Source organism: Schaalia radingae (assembly GCF_900106055.1).
GTDB lineage: Bacteria > Actinomycetota > Actinomycetes > Actinomycetales > Actinomycetaceae > Pauljensenia > Pauljensenia radingae_A.
The window spans coordinates 22,768-39,001 of record NZ_LT629792.1 but is presented as its reverse complement, the minus strand read 5'-3'; the positions used below and the strand labels follow the sequence as shown (position 1 = coordinate 39,001).

Annotated in this window: 15 protein-coding genes; 8 read left to right on the top strand and 7 right to left on the bottom strand. The window is 59.4% G+C overall.

All coding sequences use genetic code 11. The features are described 5' to 3' along the window. Nucleotides 1-19 precede the first annotated feature (19 nt). The 3 genes from BLT69_RS00160 to BLT69_RS00150 are packed head-to-tail and all read right to left on the bottom strand — an operon-like array spanning nt 20 to nt 4,056. Nucleotides 20-490: a response regulator gene (locus tag BLT69_RS00160; protein WP_058237613.1), complete on the bottom strand. Its 471-nt coding sequence runs from the start codon at nt 488-490 to the stop codon at nt 20-22. Next, nucleotides 487-2,493 carry an ATP-binding protein gene (locus BLT69_RS00155; RefSeq protein WP_092648042.1) on the bottom strand — a complete coding sequence of 669 codons (2,007 nt, stop codon included), beginning with the start codon at nt 2,491-2,493 and terminating at the stop codon, nt 487-489. Before BLT69_RS00155 ends, BLT69_RS00160 begins: the two co-directional genes overlap by 4 nt. Continuing rightward, nucleotides 2,494-4,056, bottom strand: coding sequence for an SLC13 family permease (locus tag BLT69_RS00150; protein WP_257590336.1), 1,563 nt, complete (start codon nt 4,054-4,056; stop codon nt 2,494-2,496). Nucleotides 4,057-4,541: 485 nt separating this feature from the next. Between BLT69_RS00150 and BLT69_RS00140 the strand changes: the two genes are divergently transcribed. The 3 genes from BLT69_RS00140 to BLT69_RS00130 all read left to right on the top strand — a co-directional run bounded on the left by BLT69_RS00140 (nt 4,542) and on the right by BLT69_RS00130 (nt 6,380). After that, nucleotides 4,542-4,751 carry a cold-shock protein gene (locus BLT69_RS00140; RefSeq protein ID WP_058237610.1) on the top strand — a complete coding sequence of 70 codons (210 nt, stop codon included), beginning with the start codon at nt 4,542-4,544 and terminating at the stop codon, nt 4,749-4,751. A gap of 222 nt (nt 4,752-4,973) precedes the next feature. Then, nucleotides 4,974-5,816 carry an MBL fold metallo-hydrolase gene (locus BLT69_RS00135; protein WP_092648040.1) on the top strand — a complete coding sequence of 281 codons (843 nt, stop codon included), beginning with the start codon at nt 4,974-4,976 and terminating at the stop codon, nt 5,814-5,816. Nucleotides 5,817-6,155: 339 nt separating this feature from the next. Then, entirely contained in the window at nt 6,156-6,380 is a 225-nt protein-coding gene (locus BLT69_RS00130) for a hypothetical protein (RefSeq protein WP_092648039.1), read from the top strand. Between the two features lie 252 nt (nt 6,381-6,632). Here BLT69_RS00130 and BLT69_RS00125 read toward each other — a convergent pair whose 3' ends face one another. Together BLT69_RS00125 and xylA are read right to left on the bottom strand one after the other, a co-directional pair. After that, nucleotides 6,633-8,126, bottom strand: coding sequence for a CoA-acylating methylmalonate-semialdehyde dehydrogenase (locus BLT69_RS00125; protein WP_058237940.1), 1,494 nt, complete (start codon nt 8,124-8,126; stop codon nt 6,633-6,635). A 358-nt stretch (nt 8,127-8,484) separates the two neighbouring features. Continuing rightward, complete coding sequence (xylA, locus tag BLT69_RS00120) at nt 8,485-9,831, bottom strand: xylose isomerase (protein ID WP_092648038.1); 1,347 nt, start codon at nt 9,829-9,831, stop codon at nt 8,485-8,487. A 231-nt stretch (nt 9,832-10,062) separates the two neighbouring features. Here xylA and BLT69_RS00115 point away from each other — a divergent pair, with 231 nt between their 5' ends. Together BLT69_RS00115 and BLT69_RS00110 are read left to right on the top strand one after the other, a co-directional pair. Beyond that, nucleotides 10,063-10,827, top strand: coding sequence for a GntR family transcriptional regulator (locus tag BLT69_RS00115; protein ID WP_092648037.1), 765 nt, complete (start codon nt 10,063-10,065; stop codon nt 10,825-10,827). A 183-nt stretch (nt 10,828-11,010) separates the two neighbouring features. Next, nucleotides 11,011-11,667, top strand: coding sequence for a CPBP family intramembrane glutamic endopeptidase (locus tag BLT69_RS00110; RefSeq protein ID WP_157886257.1), 657 nt, complete (start codon nt 11,011-11,013; stop codon nt 11,665-11,667). Here the strand turns inward: BLT69_RS00110 and BLT69_RS00105 are convergent. Together BLT69_RS00105 and dnaB are read right to left on the bottom strand one after the other, a co-directional pair. After that, on the bottom strand, nt 11,664-11,885 hold the full coding sequence (locus tag BLT69_RS00105) for a hypothetical protein (protein ID WP_058237604.1): 222 nt from the start codon (nt 11,883-11,885) through the stop codon (nt 11,664-11,666). The two genes, BLT69_RS00110 and BLT69_RS00105, sit on opposite strands and share 4 nt — an antisense overlap. Nucleotides 11,886-11,998: 113 nt before the next feature. Next, nucleotides 11,999-13,348: a replicative DNA helicase gene (gene dnaB, locus BLT69_RS00100; protein ID WP_058237603.1), complete on the bottom strand. Its 1,350-nt coding sequence runs from the start codon at nt 13,346-13,348 to the stop codon at nt 11,999-12,001. Nucleotides 13,349-13,638: 290 nt separating this feature from the next. Between dnaB and BLT69_RS00095 the strand changes: the two genes are divergently transcribed. The 3 genes from BLT69_RS00095 (at nt 13,639) to BLT69_RS00085 (ending at nt 16,206) form a co-directional block, all read left to right on the top strand. After that, nucleotides 13,639-15,090: an MATE family efflux transporter gene (locus tag BLT69_RS00095; protein ID WP_257590335.1), complete on the top strand. Its 1,452-nt coding sequence runs from the start codon at nt 13,639-13,641 to the stop codon at nt 15,088-15,090. Nucleotides 15,091-15,285: 195 nt separating this feature from the next. After that, nucleotides 15,286-15,576, top strand: coding sequence for a 30S ribosomal protein S6 (rpsF, locus tag BLT69_RS00090; protein WP_058237602.1), 291 nt, complete (start codon nt 15,286-15,288; stop codon nt 15,574-15,576). Between the two features lie 36 nt (nt 15,577-15,612). After that, a complete protein-coding gene (locus BLT69_RS00085) occupies nt 15,613-16,206 on the top strand; it encodes a single-stranded DNA-binding protein (protein WP_092648036.1) in 594 nt (197 codons plus the stop codon). The last annotated feature ends 28 nt before the right edge of the window (nt 16,207-16,234 follow it).

Here is a 16,234-nt window from a genome sequence, read left to right as displayed (position 1 = left end):
GCCTCCTTGTGAGCGGGGACTATCGCATGGCATCCATAATACGAACCGCATCCAGCACGGGCATGTACGGCAACGGGTCAACACCTGATTCAAGGACATAGGTGGTCAGTTGGTCGCGCACCGTTGCCACCAGCTCATCACGTACCCACGGCTTGGCGATGTAATAGTCCAGACTGGCTTCATTCAAGGCGCGGATCGTGTCGCTTTGATCGGCCTGACCGGTCACCAGGACGCGCCGCGTATTGACCGTGGAGGGCTCATCCATCATGTCGATCAGGAAGTCCACGCCGTTCCGTCCGGGAAGACGGTGGTCAGCCAGGACCAGCGCAAGCTCATCGCCGTCTTCGTCAATGCTGCGGATCGCCTGCCATGCATCGTCAACATCTTCGGCAGTCTCCAGTCGCAGCGTGTCCCAGAACTCGTCACAGTCGCGTTCCAGAGCGTCACGCACTTCCGCTTCATCTTCCAGTATGAGAACAGCTAACGTCATGATCTCTCCTTGTGTTCACTGTGGGTAGGGCCGCCCTCGTGGTCGGCAGCTTTCGGCAGACGTATCGTGACCTGTGTGCGTCCGGGCTGAGATGCCACGTTGATGGTGCCGCCTGCGTCTGTGATAATCGACCGGCAGATCGACATCCCCATGCCCAGACCGTAACGAACGCGGCCCGATTTGGTGGTGAAATGCGGCTCGAACATTTTTGCCAGCACGTTGGCGGGAATCCCCGGCCCGTTATCCACGATGTCGACCACCACATCCGGCCCTGCTGTGCGCGCACTGACCGTGATACTCGGTGGCTCATCTCCGCGCGCCGGCTGGGCGTAGGCATCGGCTTCGTCCTCGTCTTCGAATGCTTCAGCCGCGTTGACCAACACATTCGTCCACACTTGTTCGAGTTTGGCCGGATGACCCACCACGAGCGGCTCGCCCTCGAAATCACGGAGCACCTCGACGTGGCGTAGGCGGTGCGCCGTCAGACGCAATACGTCCTCGATCCCTTCACGCACGTCAACGATGCGCGCATCGGTACCATCAGGCCGCGCGTAGCCCTTCAGGGAATCGGTCAACTGCACCACGCGCCCCGCCGCCACCGTCAGCGAGCGCAGCGAGGATCCGATCTGCGCGCCGGTCTCCACCATCGTCATATACGAGGGAGGCGCTGACGCCGCAACAAGAGGTCGCGCAGTTGCCACATCGTGTACTCCTGCTCGCACCAGGCGGCGAGCGAACTGGCGGCTGACTTTCAGTTCCGACATCAATTCGCTGACCAGTCGGCGTTCATCGGCGGTGGAACGCGGATGTGCGTCGAGCGCGCGGGTCATGGCTTCATGAGCGGCGCGCAGCTTGTCACTGGGGTCATGGTCCGCGTAGGCACTGTCCATCAGCGTTGTGATGTCGTCACGCAAATGGTCGGCAGCCCGGTCCACCGCGGTGATCGGATTGTTCAGTTCGTGCGCGATGCCGGCGCTGAGTTCACCGAGCATGGCGTAACGGGCTCGCTCCACAAGTTCTGCGCGCGTGTGCCGCAGGTCGTCAACCAGGACGCGGTTTTCGATGTGCAGATATTCTGCGCGCACGAGGCGGCGGGCCAGGGATTGAATGGCGAGGGCAGCCAACGTCGCCGCCATCGGAGGATCTTCAGCGATGACCAGCTGGAGTTGTTCATTGGTCAGGCGCACCACCTTGACCGGCGTGGTGGTCGTCGACGTGAAGAATGCGTTTTCGCCGCGCGCCAGGGACACCAACCCTATCAGGGGTCCCGATGTGGCATGGTGCAGCAGAATGTCACCCTGGTCGGAATCGCGGTGCAGGGCAACGTGACCGTCGAGTACCAGGTGCACAGCGCGCACGGGCTGACCCTGCGTGGTCAGATCGGTATGAGGGCCAACCTCCAGGATGGGGCGCGGCCCCAGGACTCGTTCAGCCCCGGCCAGAAGGTCATTCAGTACTTCCCGTTCACTGTGGTCAAGGCCAAAGAGCACAGGGCCTCGCACGGCATTGTCGGGAACAGGGCCGGCGATTCGTTCACGTTCAGCCTCGTTCATTTCATAGCGCAACAGCAGCCGCGTGATTGCACCGTAGCTTTGCGCCACCAGCGTCGGAAGGGTCCACGGCACGGAGATGACAGATGCCAGCAGCCCCGAGGCCAGGGCGCGGCTCATGTCGGTGTGCGTGCGGCTGCGCGTCACCACCACCCATTCATTGTGCTGCGTGCACGGGTATGCCTTCAGTGCCTCGAAGGCGCGGTCGAGAGAGCCGACCTCGCTGGTGACAAATCCCAGGACGAGGCGCGTACGGCTGCGCGCCAGGTATGCGCATTCGGCGTCAATGCCGTCGACGTCGGCGATTGAGCGAACCTCGATATGGCTGAAAGCACCCGTTAAGTCCTCAACCAGTGTCGCGGCAATCCCGTCCGACCCGTCGCCTATCACCAGGATGGCGCAGGCATCTGCGTGCCGCGGATGGAGTGCGGATGGGGTGCCCTCGTCAATCACCTACAGCACCCCCAGTACGCGCCACGTGAGCGGAGCGACGAAGGCGAGCAGAAGGACGCCACTGATGCCGACAACCATGCCGACTTTGACCATTTCGGGGGTGGGTGTCGTGCCTGTCGAATACGCGATGGCGTTGGGTGGGGTGGAGATCGGCAGGCACATTCCCAGCGAGCATCCCAGAGCCAGGACAACCGCGATCTGGCTCGGGGACGTGCTGACCGTTGCTGCCAGCCCCATCCCCATCGGGATGAGTAGGTTGGCGGACGCGGAGTGGGAGATAACGTTCGAGGTCACCCAGCCCACTGCTGCCAGAGTCAGCAAGAGTAACGCCATCGGGATTGCCTGCCAGGAGATTGAGCCGATGAGCCACTCGTCCAGGCCGGTTGCTCCCACTCCCGCTCCCAGGGCGATACCGCCTGCGACCAGCCACAGTACTGGCCAGTCGAGTTTCTTGACGTCGTCGCCGCCCATGACACCCAGGATCATCAGACCGGCGACAGGGATGAAGCCCACTGTGTTGGAGGAAATGTGGTGGAGCGATTCAGTCATCCACAGGCCGATCGTGATCACGGCGACCACGTAGAACATGATGGCTTTCGGGGTGCGCTCGAAGGTTGCGGATGTGTCGACGTCGAACTTGACGTCGGAGGGGATATATCGCCAGACGATGAACAGCCAGGCGATGACCAGTACAACAAGCATGAGCGGAACTGCGGCCAGCATCCAGTCAATGAATGTGACGTGGATGCCGTGGTTTTGAAGGGCGCCCAGAGCGATGGCATTGGGAGGGGTGCCCACAGGTGTTCCCATGCCACCGACATTGGCGGCCACCGGCACCGACAACGCAAGGCCGGTTCTCGCGCGTCCCTTCGGCAAGGCTGTAATCACCGGCATCATGACAGCGAACATGGTGGCGGTGGTGGCGGTGTTCGACATGAACATGCTCATCAGCGCGGTAATCATCATGACCCCCATGACGGTCATGCGCGCATTACGCAGGAAGGGTTTGAGCATGAGAGCGGAGAGCGCTTTATCAACGTTGTATTTGGCGGCTCCGTCGGCGAGCATAAATCCGCCCATGAACAAAATGATGACGGGGTTGGCCAATGAGCCGAAGATGGCGGTTGCGGCGGGCGCTTCTTCCGAGACGCTGAGCACTGCCTGGTTGGAGATCAGGAGTACTTCCATCAAGATGACGCCAACTGCCGTTGCGGCCAGCGGGATAGCTTCGGTGACCCACAGTGCGATGGCTGCAATGAAAATGCCGAACATGCGTGAGCCGCTCGCATCAAGACCGGGCAGCTGGACGAACAGGAATGTCACAAGGGCAGCGGCCGCGATGATGCGGCCGACGAGTTTGCTGCGGGTCAGGGTTGCGGGGCGCCCTGATTCGGGGCGCGGTGAACGCCTCGGGCGTTGCCTGGCGTGTGCCTGTTTTCGTGTGCCACGCGAACGCTTCGACGTCGAAGTTGGCGTGGCTGGGTTGGGCTGGGTGTGGGTGTGAGCCGCGTCAGGATGCGGCGTGTCAGCGTGCGGCATGTCATCGGACGGGGGACGCGTCATTGTGTCTATACCTCCGCACCTACTTTATGAAGTGGTTCACACACCAGGATCCGACGAAAGTCCCATGCCGTCAGAGACAGACGCCAAGCGCCGGGCAGCGGATGGCCGGCAGTGAGTGGGGATGCATGGCCGCGGGTTCTGCTGGACTGAGGCGGGGTGGGGGCTTCGGCTGGCGGGCGGTGGGCGATAGGTACGCGGCAGACTTTCCACACGATGAGGCATCGGGGCTCCTGCATGAGGGTTGCGTCGAGCCCCTCAAGCTGGTACCCCGTCAGATCCTCAAACATGAGTCGCGTCGGAACGCGTCCGTGTCGACTGATACCGAGCTGTGACCTGTGTTGCCTTTTTTCTAGCCCAATGTGCGGTAGCGTTGATGTCGCAGTCGTTATGTTCCGCTTTGCGGTGGGCATGAAACTGTGTCGGTCTCAACCGGGATCGAGGTTTTTCCCCTGCGCAGGGGCTTTTGTAGACAGGACAGCGCTTTCATGACCACTGGTGTCGTTAAATGGTTCAACGCGGACAAAGGCTACGGCTTCATCACTCCCGATGACGGATCTGCTGACGTGTTCGCTCACTACTCACAAATCGAGGCGTCAGGCTTCCGCACTCTCAACGAGGGTGAGAAGGTTGACTTTGAGGTCTCGCAGGGCCCGAAGGGTCTGCAGGCCGAGCACATCAAACGCGTCGAGGAGTAAGGCCGACAGGCCTTCATCTCAAACCTCCACGTCAATCCGGGTGATATTCGGGTTGGCTGGAGGTTTTTGTGTATTTTCGGTTGATGCCGAAACGTTGGCATGAACCGAAGCCTGGGCGCTGAATGGACCAAAAAGTGCGACGATGCTCCACCATGGCGACGCGTCTTCAATTCTCGGAGGGCGTGACCACCCCGCTTATTCGAAAGGTTCGGTGAAATCACGATGACTGATTTCTTCTCCGCACAACGTGTCACAAACCGTGTGACCGCTATTCGCACATTGACTGGTGAACTCCTCTATCTGGTGGAGGGTGCTACGCGCGCTGCTCTCATCGATTCGTCATTGGGAATACGAGGCCTGCGAGCTTTCGTCGAACGTCTGACGAAAAAGCCGATCGTGACCATCTTGACTCATGGCCATGTCGATCATGCAATGGGCGGTCCAGAGTTTGACAACGTTTACATGAATTCTCTGGACGTGTCGGTATACGACGAAATGGCAGCCCTGAAAGTTCGCCGTGAATTCATCGACTTGTCTCTCGGTGATGCATCACCGCGAATGAACGACTCTGATTTTGTGCCACCTCACCCCTTGAACTTCGAAGATCTCACCGACGGTCAGATCTTCGACTTGGGCGGAATATGCGTGGAAGCCCTTCACTTCCCCGGGCACACTCCCGGCATGACTGCGATTCTTATCCCAGAAGAAAGAATCCTCATCACCGGCGACGCCTGCAACCAGCGCACCTTTCTGTGGGACCACAATTCAACGTCTGTGGAAGAATACCGCGACAGTGTGCTGAGCGTGAAAGAGCGCACTGCAGATTCCTACGACCGGCTTTTCATTTCCCATATGACGATGGATATGCCGTTAAGCCTGTTCGATGAAGCCATCGAGTTGTGTGACCAGGTGCTGAACGAGGATGTTGATGACGTGCCCTTCGAGTTCATGGGCTCCAGCGCTCTGATTGCCAAGCGTTTCGACGAAAGCCAAGCCCGACTGGATGGAAAATCCTTCAATCTCGTCTACTCCAAAGATCGGATGTGGCGTCAGCAAATCAAGTGACGTTGTCAGTAGTCTGAACGCTTCACGACAGAGGTATCCCTGCACTGCGACGCAGGAACCTTTCCAGTATGTGTACGCCATTTAGCAAGAGTCAGTCTCGTCAGCATCAGCTACGCCAACGGGGACTCGATCTACCACACGCTACCACGTGGCCCAGTGAGCACGCGTTCATTACTGTGATCAACTCAACCAGCATCGGTGCTGATAACGGGAGATAATGGAAGTGCATTGATCCACGGGGAAGAATCTGCCCCACCGGATTGAACACAATGCCGTGCGGGTGCACGGTGTGTGTCATCGGGTCTCCTGCATGGCCGACGAAGATAAACAGGAGAGACCATGACATCAACTCAATCGTATGCAATTGCACAGCCTGCCCTGACGCTTCAGCTGTCAGCACCGGCTCAGCATCGCATCTTTGTTGTTGCTCTTGTGATCAGCTTGGTCGCCCTCGTTGCCGGAATTGCCGCCGCTTCACCAGTTATCACACTGATTGCCGGACTGTGCACTCTGGCTCTGGGAGTACACGCACTGTTCACGCGTGTTCTTGATACCCAGGACTGACTGATCCCGATCGCGTCCAGCTGACGCGGCTTCACCTAGGCGATACCTTTCGGTATCGCCTTTTGCTTTGCTCGGGTGAGCATGCAGCATTCCAATAAGGGTGCGATGCCAGGTTGCGACCAGGTCCTGCGACCATGTGCCATCCACCGCGATGAGACATAGCGAGGACGGCCATACGCAACACCACATCTAGCAGTGCCGCGCACAGCCGCCCTCGTCAATGAAAAAGATCAGCGCACGGGAAGACCGGCGTCACTCTTCACGCTGGAACGACATCGTCGCCTCATAGGTCTTCTCACTGGGCCAGCGAGACGTGATCGCCTTGGCGCGCGTGTAGAAACGGACACCTTCCGGACCGTGGATGTGGGTATCGCCCAGCAGCGAATCCTTCCACCCACCGAAGGAGTAGTACGCAACAGGTGTCGGGATCGGGACGTTCACGCCCACCATGCCGGCCTCAACATCGAGTGTGAAGCGACGTGCGACGCCGCCGTCGTTAGTGAAGATTGCTGAACCGTTGCCGAAGGGGCTGGAGTTCACGATCTTCATCGCTTCCTCGTAGGTGTCGGCATGGACGATTGCCAGGACAGGTCCAAAAACTTCCTCGGTGTACACCGGCGCATCCAGCGGAACATCATCGATAATGGTCGGTCCCACGAAGTGACCACCCTCGTACCCCTCGATGACCAGGTCACGGCCATCGCGCACGATTGTGGCGCCGCGCTTTTCCGCATCGTCGATCAGGCCAACGATGCGTTCCTTGGCTTTAGCGGAGATGACCGGGCCCATTTCGACGCCCTCATCCATGCCGTAGCCAACCTTGATTGCATCGGCGTGCTTCTTGACCATCTCGGCCAGTTTCGGGCCGATTCCGCCGACGGCGACGACAACCGGCAGCGCCATGCAGCGTTCGCCGGCCGCACCGAAGGCTGAGGCGGAGATGTGCTGTGCAGCGAAGTCCAGATCTGCGTCGGGCATCACGATCGCGTGGTTGTTGGCGCCGCCCAGTGCCTGGACGCGCTTGCCGTGGGTCACACCGGTGTCCTGCACGATGTGTGCCACCGGGGTGGATCCAACGAATGAGATCGCGTTGATTCCGGGGTGCTTGAGGATTGACTGCACCATGTCGCGGTTGCCGGACACGACGTTGAACACGCCGTCAGGCAGGCCCGCCTCCTTGTAGAGGCGTGCGGTCAGCAGTGCTGCCGACGGAGTCGGCGAGGCGGGCTTCAAGATGAAGGCGTTGCCTGTAGCGATCGCCAGCGGGTGCATCCACATGGGAACCATCGCCGGGAAGTTGAAGGGGCAGATGCCTGCTACTACGCCCACAGGCTGACGGGTGGTGAAGATGTCCACGCCGGTTGATACGTTGACGGAGTGCTCGCCCTTCAGTGCGACGTTAATGGCGGTGGCAAAGTCGAGGGTTTCGCGTCCACGCTGAATTTCACCGATTGCGTCGGAGTAGTTCTTGCCGTGCTCTTCAACGATCAGCTTGGCCATTTCATCCTGGTGATCCAGGACGAGTTGACGCATCTTGAACATGATCGCGGTGCGCTTGGCGAGTGACGTTGCTGCCCACTCTTTTTGCGCCTCGGTTGCAACCTCAACTGCGTGGTTGAGGTCGTCATCACTTGCCAGGAGCAGCTGGCTGACCACCTCACCGGTGCCTGGATTTTCGACATCGAGAGTCTTGACCGGCGTGCCTTCGTATTCGGCACCACCAATCCAGTGCTTAATTGTATTCACCTGTGACAGCTCCTTCGTCATTGTCATCGTTCGCGACCACTGTCATGGCCACACTTCCCGCGCCCGTGCCACCTCGTATTCCCTTGTTTCGATGAGGACGAGGGTGGCCTGCGCACTCACCACCTAGTATAACCACGCAGTCACACTTTGTCAGTACAAATTATGGGAGGATGTGTGATTGCCGTTCTGCCTCATCACACACTCTTGACTGTGCCATCGCTGCGACGCAGCAGGCTCGCGAACTCATTTGGCATACCAAACAGCCCACGAACCATTTAATCAAGTTCATGGGCTGTCTGGTATGCACGTTGGCTCGGTTTATTGACCTCACCCGGCGTGCCACCGGGGCGATGCCGGATCAGGCCTGCGCGAGCGCGTCGATGATGTAGTTGTTGATGGTGGCCTTGACGCATTCGAGGTGGTCAGAGCGCACCGCCTTCATCAGGTCAGCCTGCGGCACATCGAGGGCATGCTCTTCCAGGCTGGCAAGGGTTGCCGACCCGTCCTCAACTGTCGCACCGATTCCAGAGTCGAATGACTCGTATCGGGTGGAGACCAGTTCTTCAATGAATCGATCCTCGTGCATCTTGGCGGCAACCAGCAGGCCTGCGGCATACGTATCCATGCCGACGATGTGGCCCAGGTACAGGTCTTCGGCGGTGAACGAGGTACGTCGCGGCTTGGCATCAAAGTTCAGTCCACCGCGCGGCCCGATCTGCCCCTCGTCGACGATTTCCCACATCACTGCAGTGGTTTCGTACAGGTCAGATGGGAATTCATCGATGTCCCAGCCAATGAGCTTGTCACCTTGGTTGGCATCGAGCGAGCCGAGCATTCCGGCGGCACGCGCCACGCGGATCTCGTGCTGGTAGGTGTGTCCGGCCAGGTTCGCGTGGTTACCTTCCAGATTGAGCTTGAAGTGATCGGCCAGGTCGTAGGTCTGCAGGAATGCGATCGACGTGGCAGCATCGAAGTCGTACTGGTGCGTCGTCGGTTCCTTGGGCTTGGGTTCGATGAGGAACTGTGCGTCCAGGCCGATCTCCTTGGCGTAGTCCACGCACATGTGGAAGAAGCGGGCGATGTGATCCTGTTCGCGCTTGAGATCGGTGTTCCACAGATTCTCGTATCCTTCGCGTCCGCCCCAGAAGACGTAATTTTCCGCGCCCAGTCGCTTCGCGATTTCCAGAGAGTGCTTGAGCTGGCCGGCTGAGTACGCATAGATGTCCGCGAACGGCGAGGTGGCAGCGCCGGACAGGAACCGCGGGTTAGTGAACAGGCTCGAGGTATTCCACAGCAGTTTCATGCCGGTGTCGCGCTGGAGCTGTTCGATCCGGTCGACGACCTTATCCAGGTTTTTGTTGCTCTCACGCAGGGTGTCACCCTCGGGAGCGAGGTCGCGATCGTGGAAGCAGAAGTACTGCACACCGAGCTTGGTGTAGAAGTCGAATGCGTAGTCCACTTTTGCCAGTGCCAGTTCCATCGGATCGGTATAGCGGTCGAAGGGACGCTGAGCGGTTCCATCTCCGAACGGGTCAACCAAGCGCTGGTTGAATGTGTGCCAGTATGCCACGCCAAAGCGCAGCCATTCTGCCATTGTCTTTCCGGCAACGACGCGGTCTGGCTGGTAGTACCTGAATCCCATGCCCGCTTTCGGATCGTCGGTCCCGACGAAGGGGATAGGACCGTTTGACCACAATTCACTCATAGTAAAGACACCTCCATGTGCACGTACGCAGCTCTGTCGCCACATCACTTCAATTTGTTAATCACTAAAACAATATAGAGCATGAAGGCCTCTGTCAAGGCGGACACCATCGGCTTTCCGCGCTCCGCACCGACCAACCTCGCATGTCATAACAAATATTCGTTTGTCCTCAGGTGATACGATTCGCTCAATGACATGAACCCATCATGAGACGATCTGAAGGAACCCACAATGGCCAGTGACCAAGGAAATCTCGACGAACCCTTTGAGCTGTCAATCGATCTGGACCGTACCAGTTCAACGCCCCTGTACACCCAGATCGCCGAACCTCTCGAACATCTCATCTCCACCGGCACCCTCCTACCCGGCAGACTGATCGAAGATGAAATCTCCATGGCATGCCGCCTGTCCGTTTCCCGCCCCACCGCGCGCCGCGCACTCCAGGAACTCGTCTCCCGTGGCCTAGTGACCCGCCGGCGTGGCGTCGGCACACACGTCACCCCCAAACACGTCCGCCGCCCCCTCGCCCTGACCTCCCTCAACGACGACCTGACAAAAGCCGGCTTCACCCCACGCACCGAAGTGCTGCGCTATGAAGTTCTCCTGGCCGACGAGGATGACGCCGCCAAACTCGGATGCACCGTCGACGAGGAAATTGTTCGCGTCACCCGCCGCCGCTGGATCGACAACAAGCCACTGGCGATCATGACGAATCTGCTGCCGGCTCGCTACGCCCCCTCATTCACAGATCTGGCGCACCAGGGCTTGTATTCATGCATCCGCGAGCGCGGCATCGAGCTGCTGTCCGCCACCCAGTCTGTCGGTGCCCGAAACGCCAGCGAGGTCGAAGCGGATCTGTTACACATAGGAACTGGAAGCTCGCTTTTGACAATGGAGCGCACGGCATATGACGGTGCGGGCGCAGCAGTTGAATACGGCCTTCACTACTACGATGCCCAGCGCTACTCCTTCAAGTTCACACTCTCATCGGAATAAACAGGCGCCGAAGAGCCCGGCCCGCTCGACGCTGCACGTGAAAGGAGCAGGGCCGTGCGCGATAATCCGTGGCGCCGTCTTGTGACATATCTACTCACGACATTCGCGATCACATGGATCTGTTGGGGCGCGACAGCACTCTTGGTCCACTTCACATCACTTCGCGCCACCGACATTCCCGCTATGGCGTTGTTTGTTCTGGGTGGATTCGGCCCGACCATCGCCGCTTGCGTGTGCCTGCCGGGTGGTTTTTCGTGGAAAAATCTCGCGCATTTTCTGACCCGTCGTGCCCCGCACGCTGCGCTTTATTTTCTCCTGTGCGCTTTGCTTGAGGTCGCCGCATTCTGGCTGTCATCACACGGATGGAGTGCACCCGCCGACTCGGCAGGCACCTCATTGATCGCCATCGTGTCCATCTTCTTGGTCGTGACGCTGGTGGCCGGCGGCAATGAAGAGTGGGGCTGGCGTGGAATCATGCAGCCTCTGCTCGCGCGCCGCTTTCACAATTTCATAGCGCCAGACCTAGTAGCGGCCCTCGTTGTAGGGGCGGTATGGGCATGCTGGCATATCCCCCTGTGGTGGATCGACGGCAACCCGCATCAGGGATCCTCATTTGCGGCATTCGCACTGACCTCTTTCGCGCTCAGTGCGTGGTTGGGACTGTTGGTCGCCTTCACCAGATCAGTCCTGTGGTGCATGGTGTTCCACGGGATGGCCAATACGCTCATGACTGTGTTCCCACCGGCTGACGACATGCGCCATCACCTCGTCATTGCCGTCTGGTTCCTGCTTGCTATTCCCGCGTATTACGTGTTCCAGCGGGTGGCCCGTACCCCTTAGTTTCCTCCGGCCAGCATTGTGGTTCGAGGGCGAGCGCCCCGCATGCGCATATGCATACGCACTTCCTCAACGTCAATCATCGTCGTGTCGGTGTGACTACGGGCGGCAATATGGCGCGCATTCGTGCATTGAACATGGCGACGATCAGTCTGGTCGAATGACCGCAGCGTCGGGGTCATAGGTGTGGTGCCACGAAAAGTGTCGCGGAGTGTGCTCATCAGGTTTCACTCTCCTTCCTTGCCTTCTACCGTGCAACACTCAGCGCCGCTTGGCTACCCTCCAAACCGAAGGCAAGGGGAGATTCAGGGTAAACCCTGATGAAGTGAAGGGGTTATGCGCCCGGTTCTTCACGTCCCGTGAAGTTCGCAAAACGTGCCATATGACCCTGGAAGAGTGCGCGAATCGTCGCAGTTTCACCGTTACGGTGCTTGGCGACGATGATGTCGGCTTCACCGGGGCGTTCCTCGGAGTTGTAGTACTCCGGGCGGTGCAGCAACATGATGACGTCGGCGTCCTGCTCCAACGACCCGGATTCACGCAGGTCAGCCATCATCGGTTTCTTATCTGTTCGCTGCTCAGGCCCACGGTTCAGCTGTGCGACAGCCACGACCGGAACTTCAATATCTTTGGCGAGCAGCTTCAGCTGGCGAGACAGCGTGGACACTTCCTGCTGACGCGATTCCATCTCGCGTCCAGCTGTCATCAACTGCAGGTAGTCCACCACAACGAGGCCCAGGTTGTGCTGCTGTTTCAGTCTGCGGCACTTGGCCAGAATCTCCGTCATCGCCATGTTGGGCGAGTCGTCAATAAAGAGCGGAGCTTCGGACACTTTCGCCGTGGTGGCAGACACGCGCCTCCAGTCTTCACTGGTCATCTCACCTGCGCGCATCTTCTGCAAGAAGACGCCGGATTCTGCCGACAGCAGGCGCATGGCAATTTCGGAGCGCGACATTTCCAGTGAGAAGATCACCGATGTGACACCGTGGCGGATCGATGCCGAGCGGCAAAAGTCCAGTGCAAGTGTCGATTTACCCATTGCCGGTCGGGCGGCGACAATAATCATCTGACCGGGGTGGAGACCCTGGGTGAGTCGGTCCAGATCAGCAAACCCGGTGGGCACGCCCTTGAGCTTGTCCTTGTTGCGTTCAATTTCCTCAAGTTCGTCGAGGATGGACTCCGACACGTCCGACATCGACAGGTAATCAGTGCTCGCCTGACGTTCTGAAACAGCGTAGATTTCCGCCTGCGCCTGGTTGACGATTTCATCGACGTCGCCGCCGGCATCAGCGTAGCCGAGCTGCACAATGCGTGTACCGGCACTGACGAGGCGTCGCAGCAACGATCGCTCGCGCACAATTCGCGCATAATATCCGGCGTTCGCCGCTGTGGGGACGGCTGCAATCAGGGTGTGCAGATATGTGGCGCCTCCGACGCGCTGCAGCTCGCCGCGACGCTGCAATTCGCCGGCCACCGTGACGGCGTCGGCCGGTTCGCCTCGACCGGAAAGATCCACGATGACGTTGTGGATAGTTTCGTGAGCAGGCTTGTAATAGTCCGAGCCGCGAATCTCTTCCGTGACGTCGTTGATGGCTTCTTTCGACAGCATCATCGAGCCCAGCACAGAAATCTCCGCATCCAGATCCTGCGGTGGAACCCGGTCAAAATCTGAATCTGACGCCATCGGCCTGCCAATCCTTCCATTGCCTGCGCCCGCTCGTGCGCGCATACGCGAGGTTATCCTCTTTTTCCGCCTCACGCGAAGCTCTCAAGGATCACTTGATGTGGATAACGTGTGGATAGACTGTGGACAACTCGGCAGGTCGTCCACAGCACATGTGGATAAAGTTGGGACAGGGATCTGATCCTCACCACCATGCGAATCGCTCAAGAGGCGTTTTCATGCGGAACATCACCACCAGGTTGTCCACAGATCTATGCACAATGTGTGGACAACAAATAGGAGCGTAATCAGTGGATGAACAGAAGATGAATTCTTGCGACCCTCAAGATGAACATAAAGGTGCGGTTTCATCCGCGTCACACTCCTCTCACAGCGCCCCCACCACCCCCTCAGGGTCACTGACCCGTCAGATTCTGTCCCTCGCAATCCCGGCACTGGGAGCACTCGTCGCAGCACCCATCTTCACCCTCATCGACACCGCGATGGTGGGCCACCTTGGCACTGAAGAGCTGGCCGGCCTGGCCACCGCCACCACCATCGTCCAAACCATCGTCGGACTGTTCGTCTTTCTGGCCTATTCCACAACCGCGCTCGCTGCACAGGCACTCGGGGCCGGTGACAGCGTGCGCGCCATTCGCTCCGGTATTGAAGCAATGTGGCTGGCAGCCGGATGCGGCATTGTCACCGCATGCGGCTTGATCCTGGGCGGTCGGGCGCTCGTGGAAACCCTGGGCAATTCACCTGACGTCATGCCGCACGCGCTCGCCTACCTGCACACGGCCTCTCCCGGCCTGGTCGGAATGTTCGTTGTCCTGGCGGCCACAGGCACACTGCGCGGCCTGCTCGATACGACCACGCCGCTGTATGTTGCCGTCGGAGGTGCAGCACTCAACGTCGCCCTCAACGCGCTGTTCATCTACGGGTTGGACATGGGGATCGCCGGCTCGGGACTGGGAACCGCGCTGGCTCAGACACTGATGGCTGTCGTCCTTGTCGCCGTCATCTTGTCCAAAGCGCGAGGCCGGCACGTGTCCTTGCGGCCATCAGGAGCGGGAATCTGGAATGCGGCTCTGGACGGCGCTCCCCTGTTCGTGCGCACCGTCGCCATGAGGATCGCCACCATCGCCACCCTCATGGTTGCCACCTCCATTTCCGTCACCGCCTTGGCGGCACACCAGGTGGTCAACGCCGTGTGGATGTTCACCGCGCTGGCACTGGATGCGCTGGCCATCGCCGCGCAGGCATTGGTGGGCTTCGATCTGGGTGCCGGACGCCGCGAGCACCTGCGCACCCTGCTGCGCAAACTCACCGTGTGGGGCGCAGCTGTCGGCCTGATTCTCGCGGTACTCATCGCTGCTTCCAGCCCGTTTTTGCCTCACTTCTTCGGCTCTGACCCATCGATGCACCGCATTGCGACATGGGCGCTGATTGCCAGCGCCTGCGCCATGCCGTTGGGAGGGGTCGTGTTTTTGCTTGACGGCGTCCTGATCGGCGCGGGGCACGGCAAGACCTTGGCCTTTGGCGGTGTCTTCATGATGGTGGTCTACCTTCCGTGTCTGTGGACACTGGAGCGATGGATGGCTGCCCAACGCATTGATGACGCACTGAGCCCAGCGGATCAAGGTATAGCAATGGTGGCGCTGTGGCTGATCTTCGGTTTCGTGTTCCTGGGGGTGCGCGGCCTCGTGAACGCGTGGCGCACCTGGTGGTCACCGCGCCGCGCTATTGCCGACCTGCACTGAACATGAGCCTCCTTGCCGGCCGTCGGATGTGGCGAACTCGACCGCACAGATTCACTCCGCGGGGTAGCTAAGAGAGCCTCGAAGCGACTAAAATAGACACTCGGACCGTGTTCTGCATAAGGGACACTGTCCACGCATTACCCTCCTGTCACGGAAAGTCCGTGACCGCTAAGACCATAGGAGGTGGGTACACACGTGCGTACATATGAACTGATGGTGATCCTCGATCCAACGATCGACGAGCGCACCGTCGTCCCCATGATGGAAAAGTTCCTGGCCCCTGTGAAAGCCAGCGACGGCTCCGTCGAAAAGGTGGACGTCTGGGGCAAGCGTCGTCTTGCCTACGACATTTTGAAGCAATCTGAAGGCATCTATGTTGTCATTAACATGACAGCAACGCCTGAGGCTGCACAGGAAGCAACACGTCTGATGGGCTTGAATGAGTCCATCCTGCGCCACAAACTGATGCGCCCTGACGCACGCTGAATTAAGAGCGTTTGACCACCCACCAAAGGAGTTGACATGGCTGGAGAACCTGTCGTCACAATCGTCGGAAACCTGACCAGAGATCCCGAATTGCGTTTCACGTCATCGGGAGTAGCCGTTGCCGACTTCTCGGTGGCAATGACCCCACGCTCGTTCGACCGCAGTGCGAACGAATGGCGCGACGGAGACACACAGTTCTACCGTTGCTCCGTCTGGCGCGACGCGGCTGAGAACGTGGCCGAAACCCTGCGCAAAGGCATGCGCGTCATCGTCCAGGGTCGCCTGACTTTGCGGTCCTATGAAACGCGCGATGGCCAGCAGCGCAGTGAATTGTCCCTGCAGGTTGACGAGGTCGGCCCATCCTTGCGTTACGCAAAGGCTGAAGTGACCCGCATTCCTCGAGGCGATTCCGGCCAGGGCGGATACTCCCAGGGTGGATACCAGAGCCAGTCAGGCGCTGGCGCGCAAGGTGGTTCCGGCAGCTACCAGGGTGGCTACTCGCAAGGCGGTGGCCAGCAGGGTGGATATGGTCAGCAACAAGGCAGCTACAATGCGCCCGCCGGAGGGTCCACTTCCGATCCGTGGCGCACCGAGGGAGCGTCCTCTTTCGGTGAAGAGCCGCCTTTCTAAATTCAATTGACGAGGGCGACGCTGATCT

Bases quoted from the DNA above. Each gene is read 5' to 3' on its own strand.
- BLT69_RS00115 (WP_092648037.1), top strand. From the start codon at position 10,063: ATGGCCAGTGACCAAGGAAATCTCGACGAACCCTTTGAGCTGTCAATC.
- BLT69_RS00085 (WP_092648036.1), top strand. From the start codon at position 15,613: ATGGCTGGAGAACCTGTCGTCACAATCGTCGGAAACCTGACCAGAGAT.
- BLT69_RS00105 (WP_058237604.1), bottom strand. From the start codon at position 11,885: ATGAGCACACTCCGCGACACTTTTCGTGGCACCACACCTATGACCCCG.
- xylA (WP_092648038.1), bottom strand. From the start codon at position 9,831: ATGAGTGAATTGTGGTCAAACGGTCCTATCCCCTTCGTCGGGACCGAC.
- dnaB (WP_058237603.1), bottom strand. From the start codon at position 13,348: ATGGCGTCAGATTCAGATTTTGACCGGGTTCCACCGCAGGATCTGGAT.
- BLT69_RS00110 (WP_157886257.1), top strand. From the start codon at position 11,011: ATGGCGTTGTTTGTTCTGGGTGGATTCGGCCCGACCATCGCCGCTTGC.
- BLT69_RS00130 (WP_092648039.1), top strand. From the start codon at position 6,156: ATGACATCAACTCAATCGTATGCAATTGCACAGCCTGCCCTGACGCTT.
- BLT69_RS00150 (WP_257590336.1), bottom strand. From the start codon at position 4,056: ATGACGCGTCCCCCGTCCGATGACATGCCGCACGCTGACACGCCGCAT.
- BLT69_RS00160 (WP_058237613.1), bottom strand. From the start codon at position 490: ATGACGTTAGCTGTTCTCATACTGGAAGATGAAGCGGAAGTGCGTGAC.
- BLT69_RS00140 (WP_058237610.1), top strand. From the start codon at position 4,542: ATGACCACTGGTGTCGTTAAATGGTTCAACGCGGACAAAGGCTACGGC.
- BLT69_RS00135 (WP_092648040.1), top strand. From the start codon at position 4,974: ATGACTGATTTCTTCTCCGCACAACGTGTCACAAACCGTGTGACCGCT.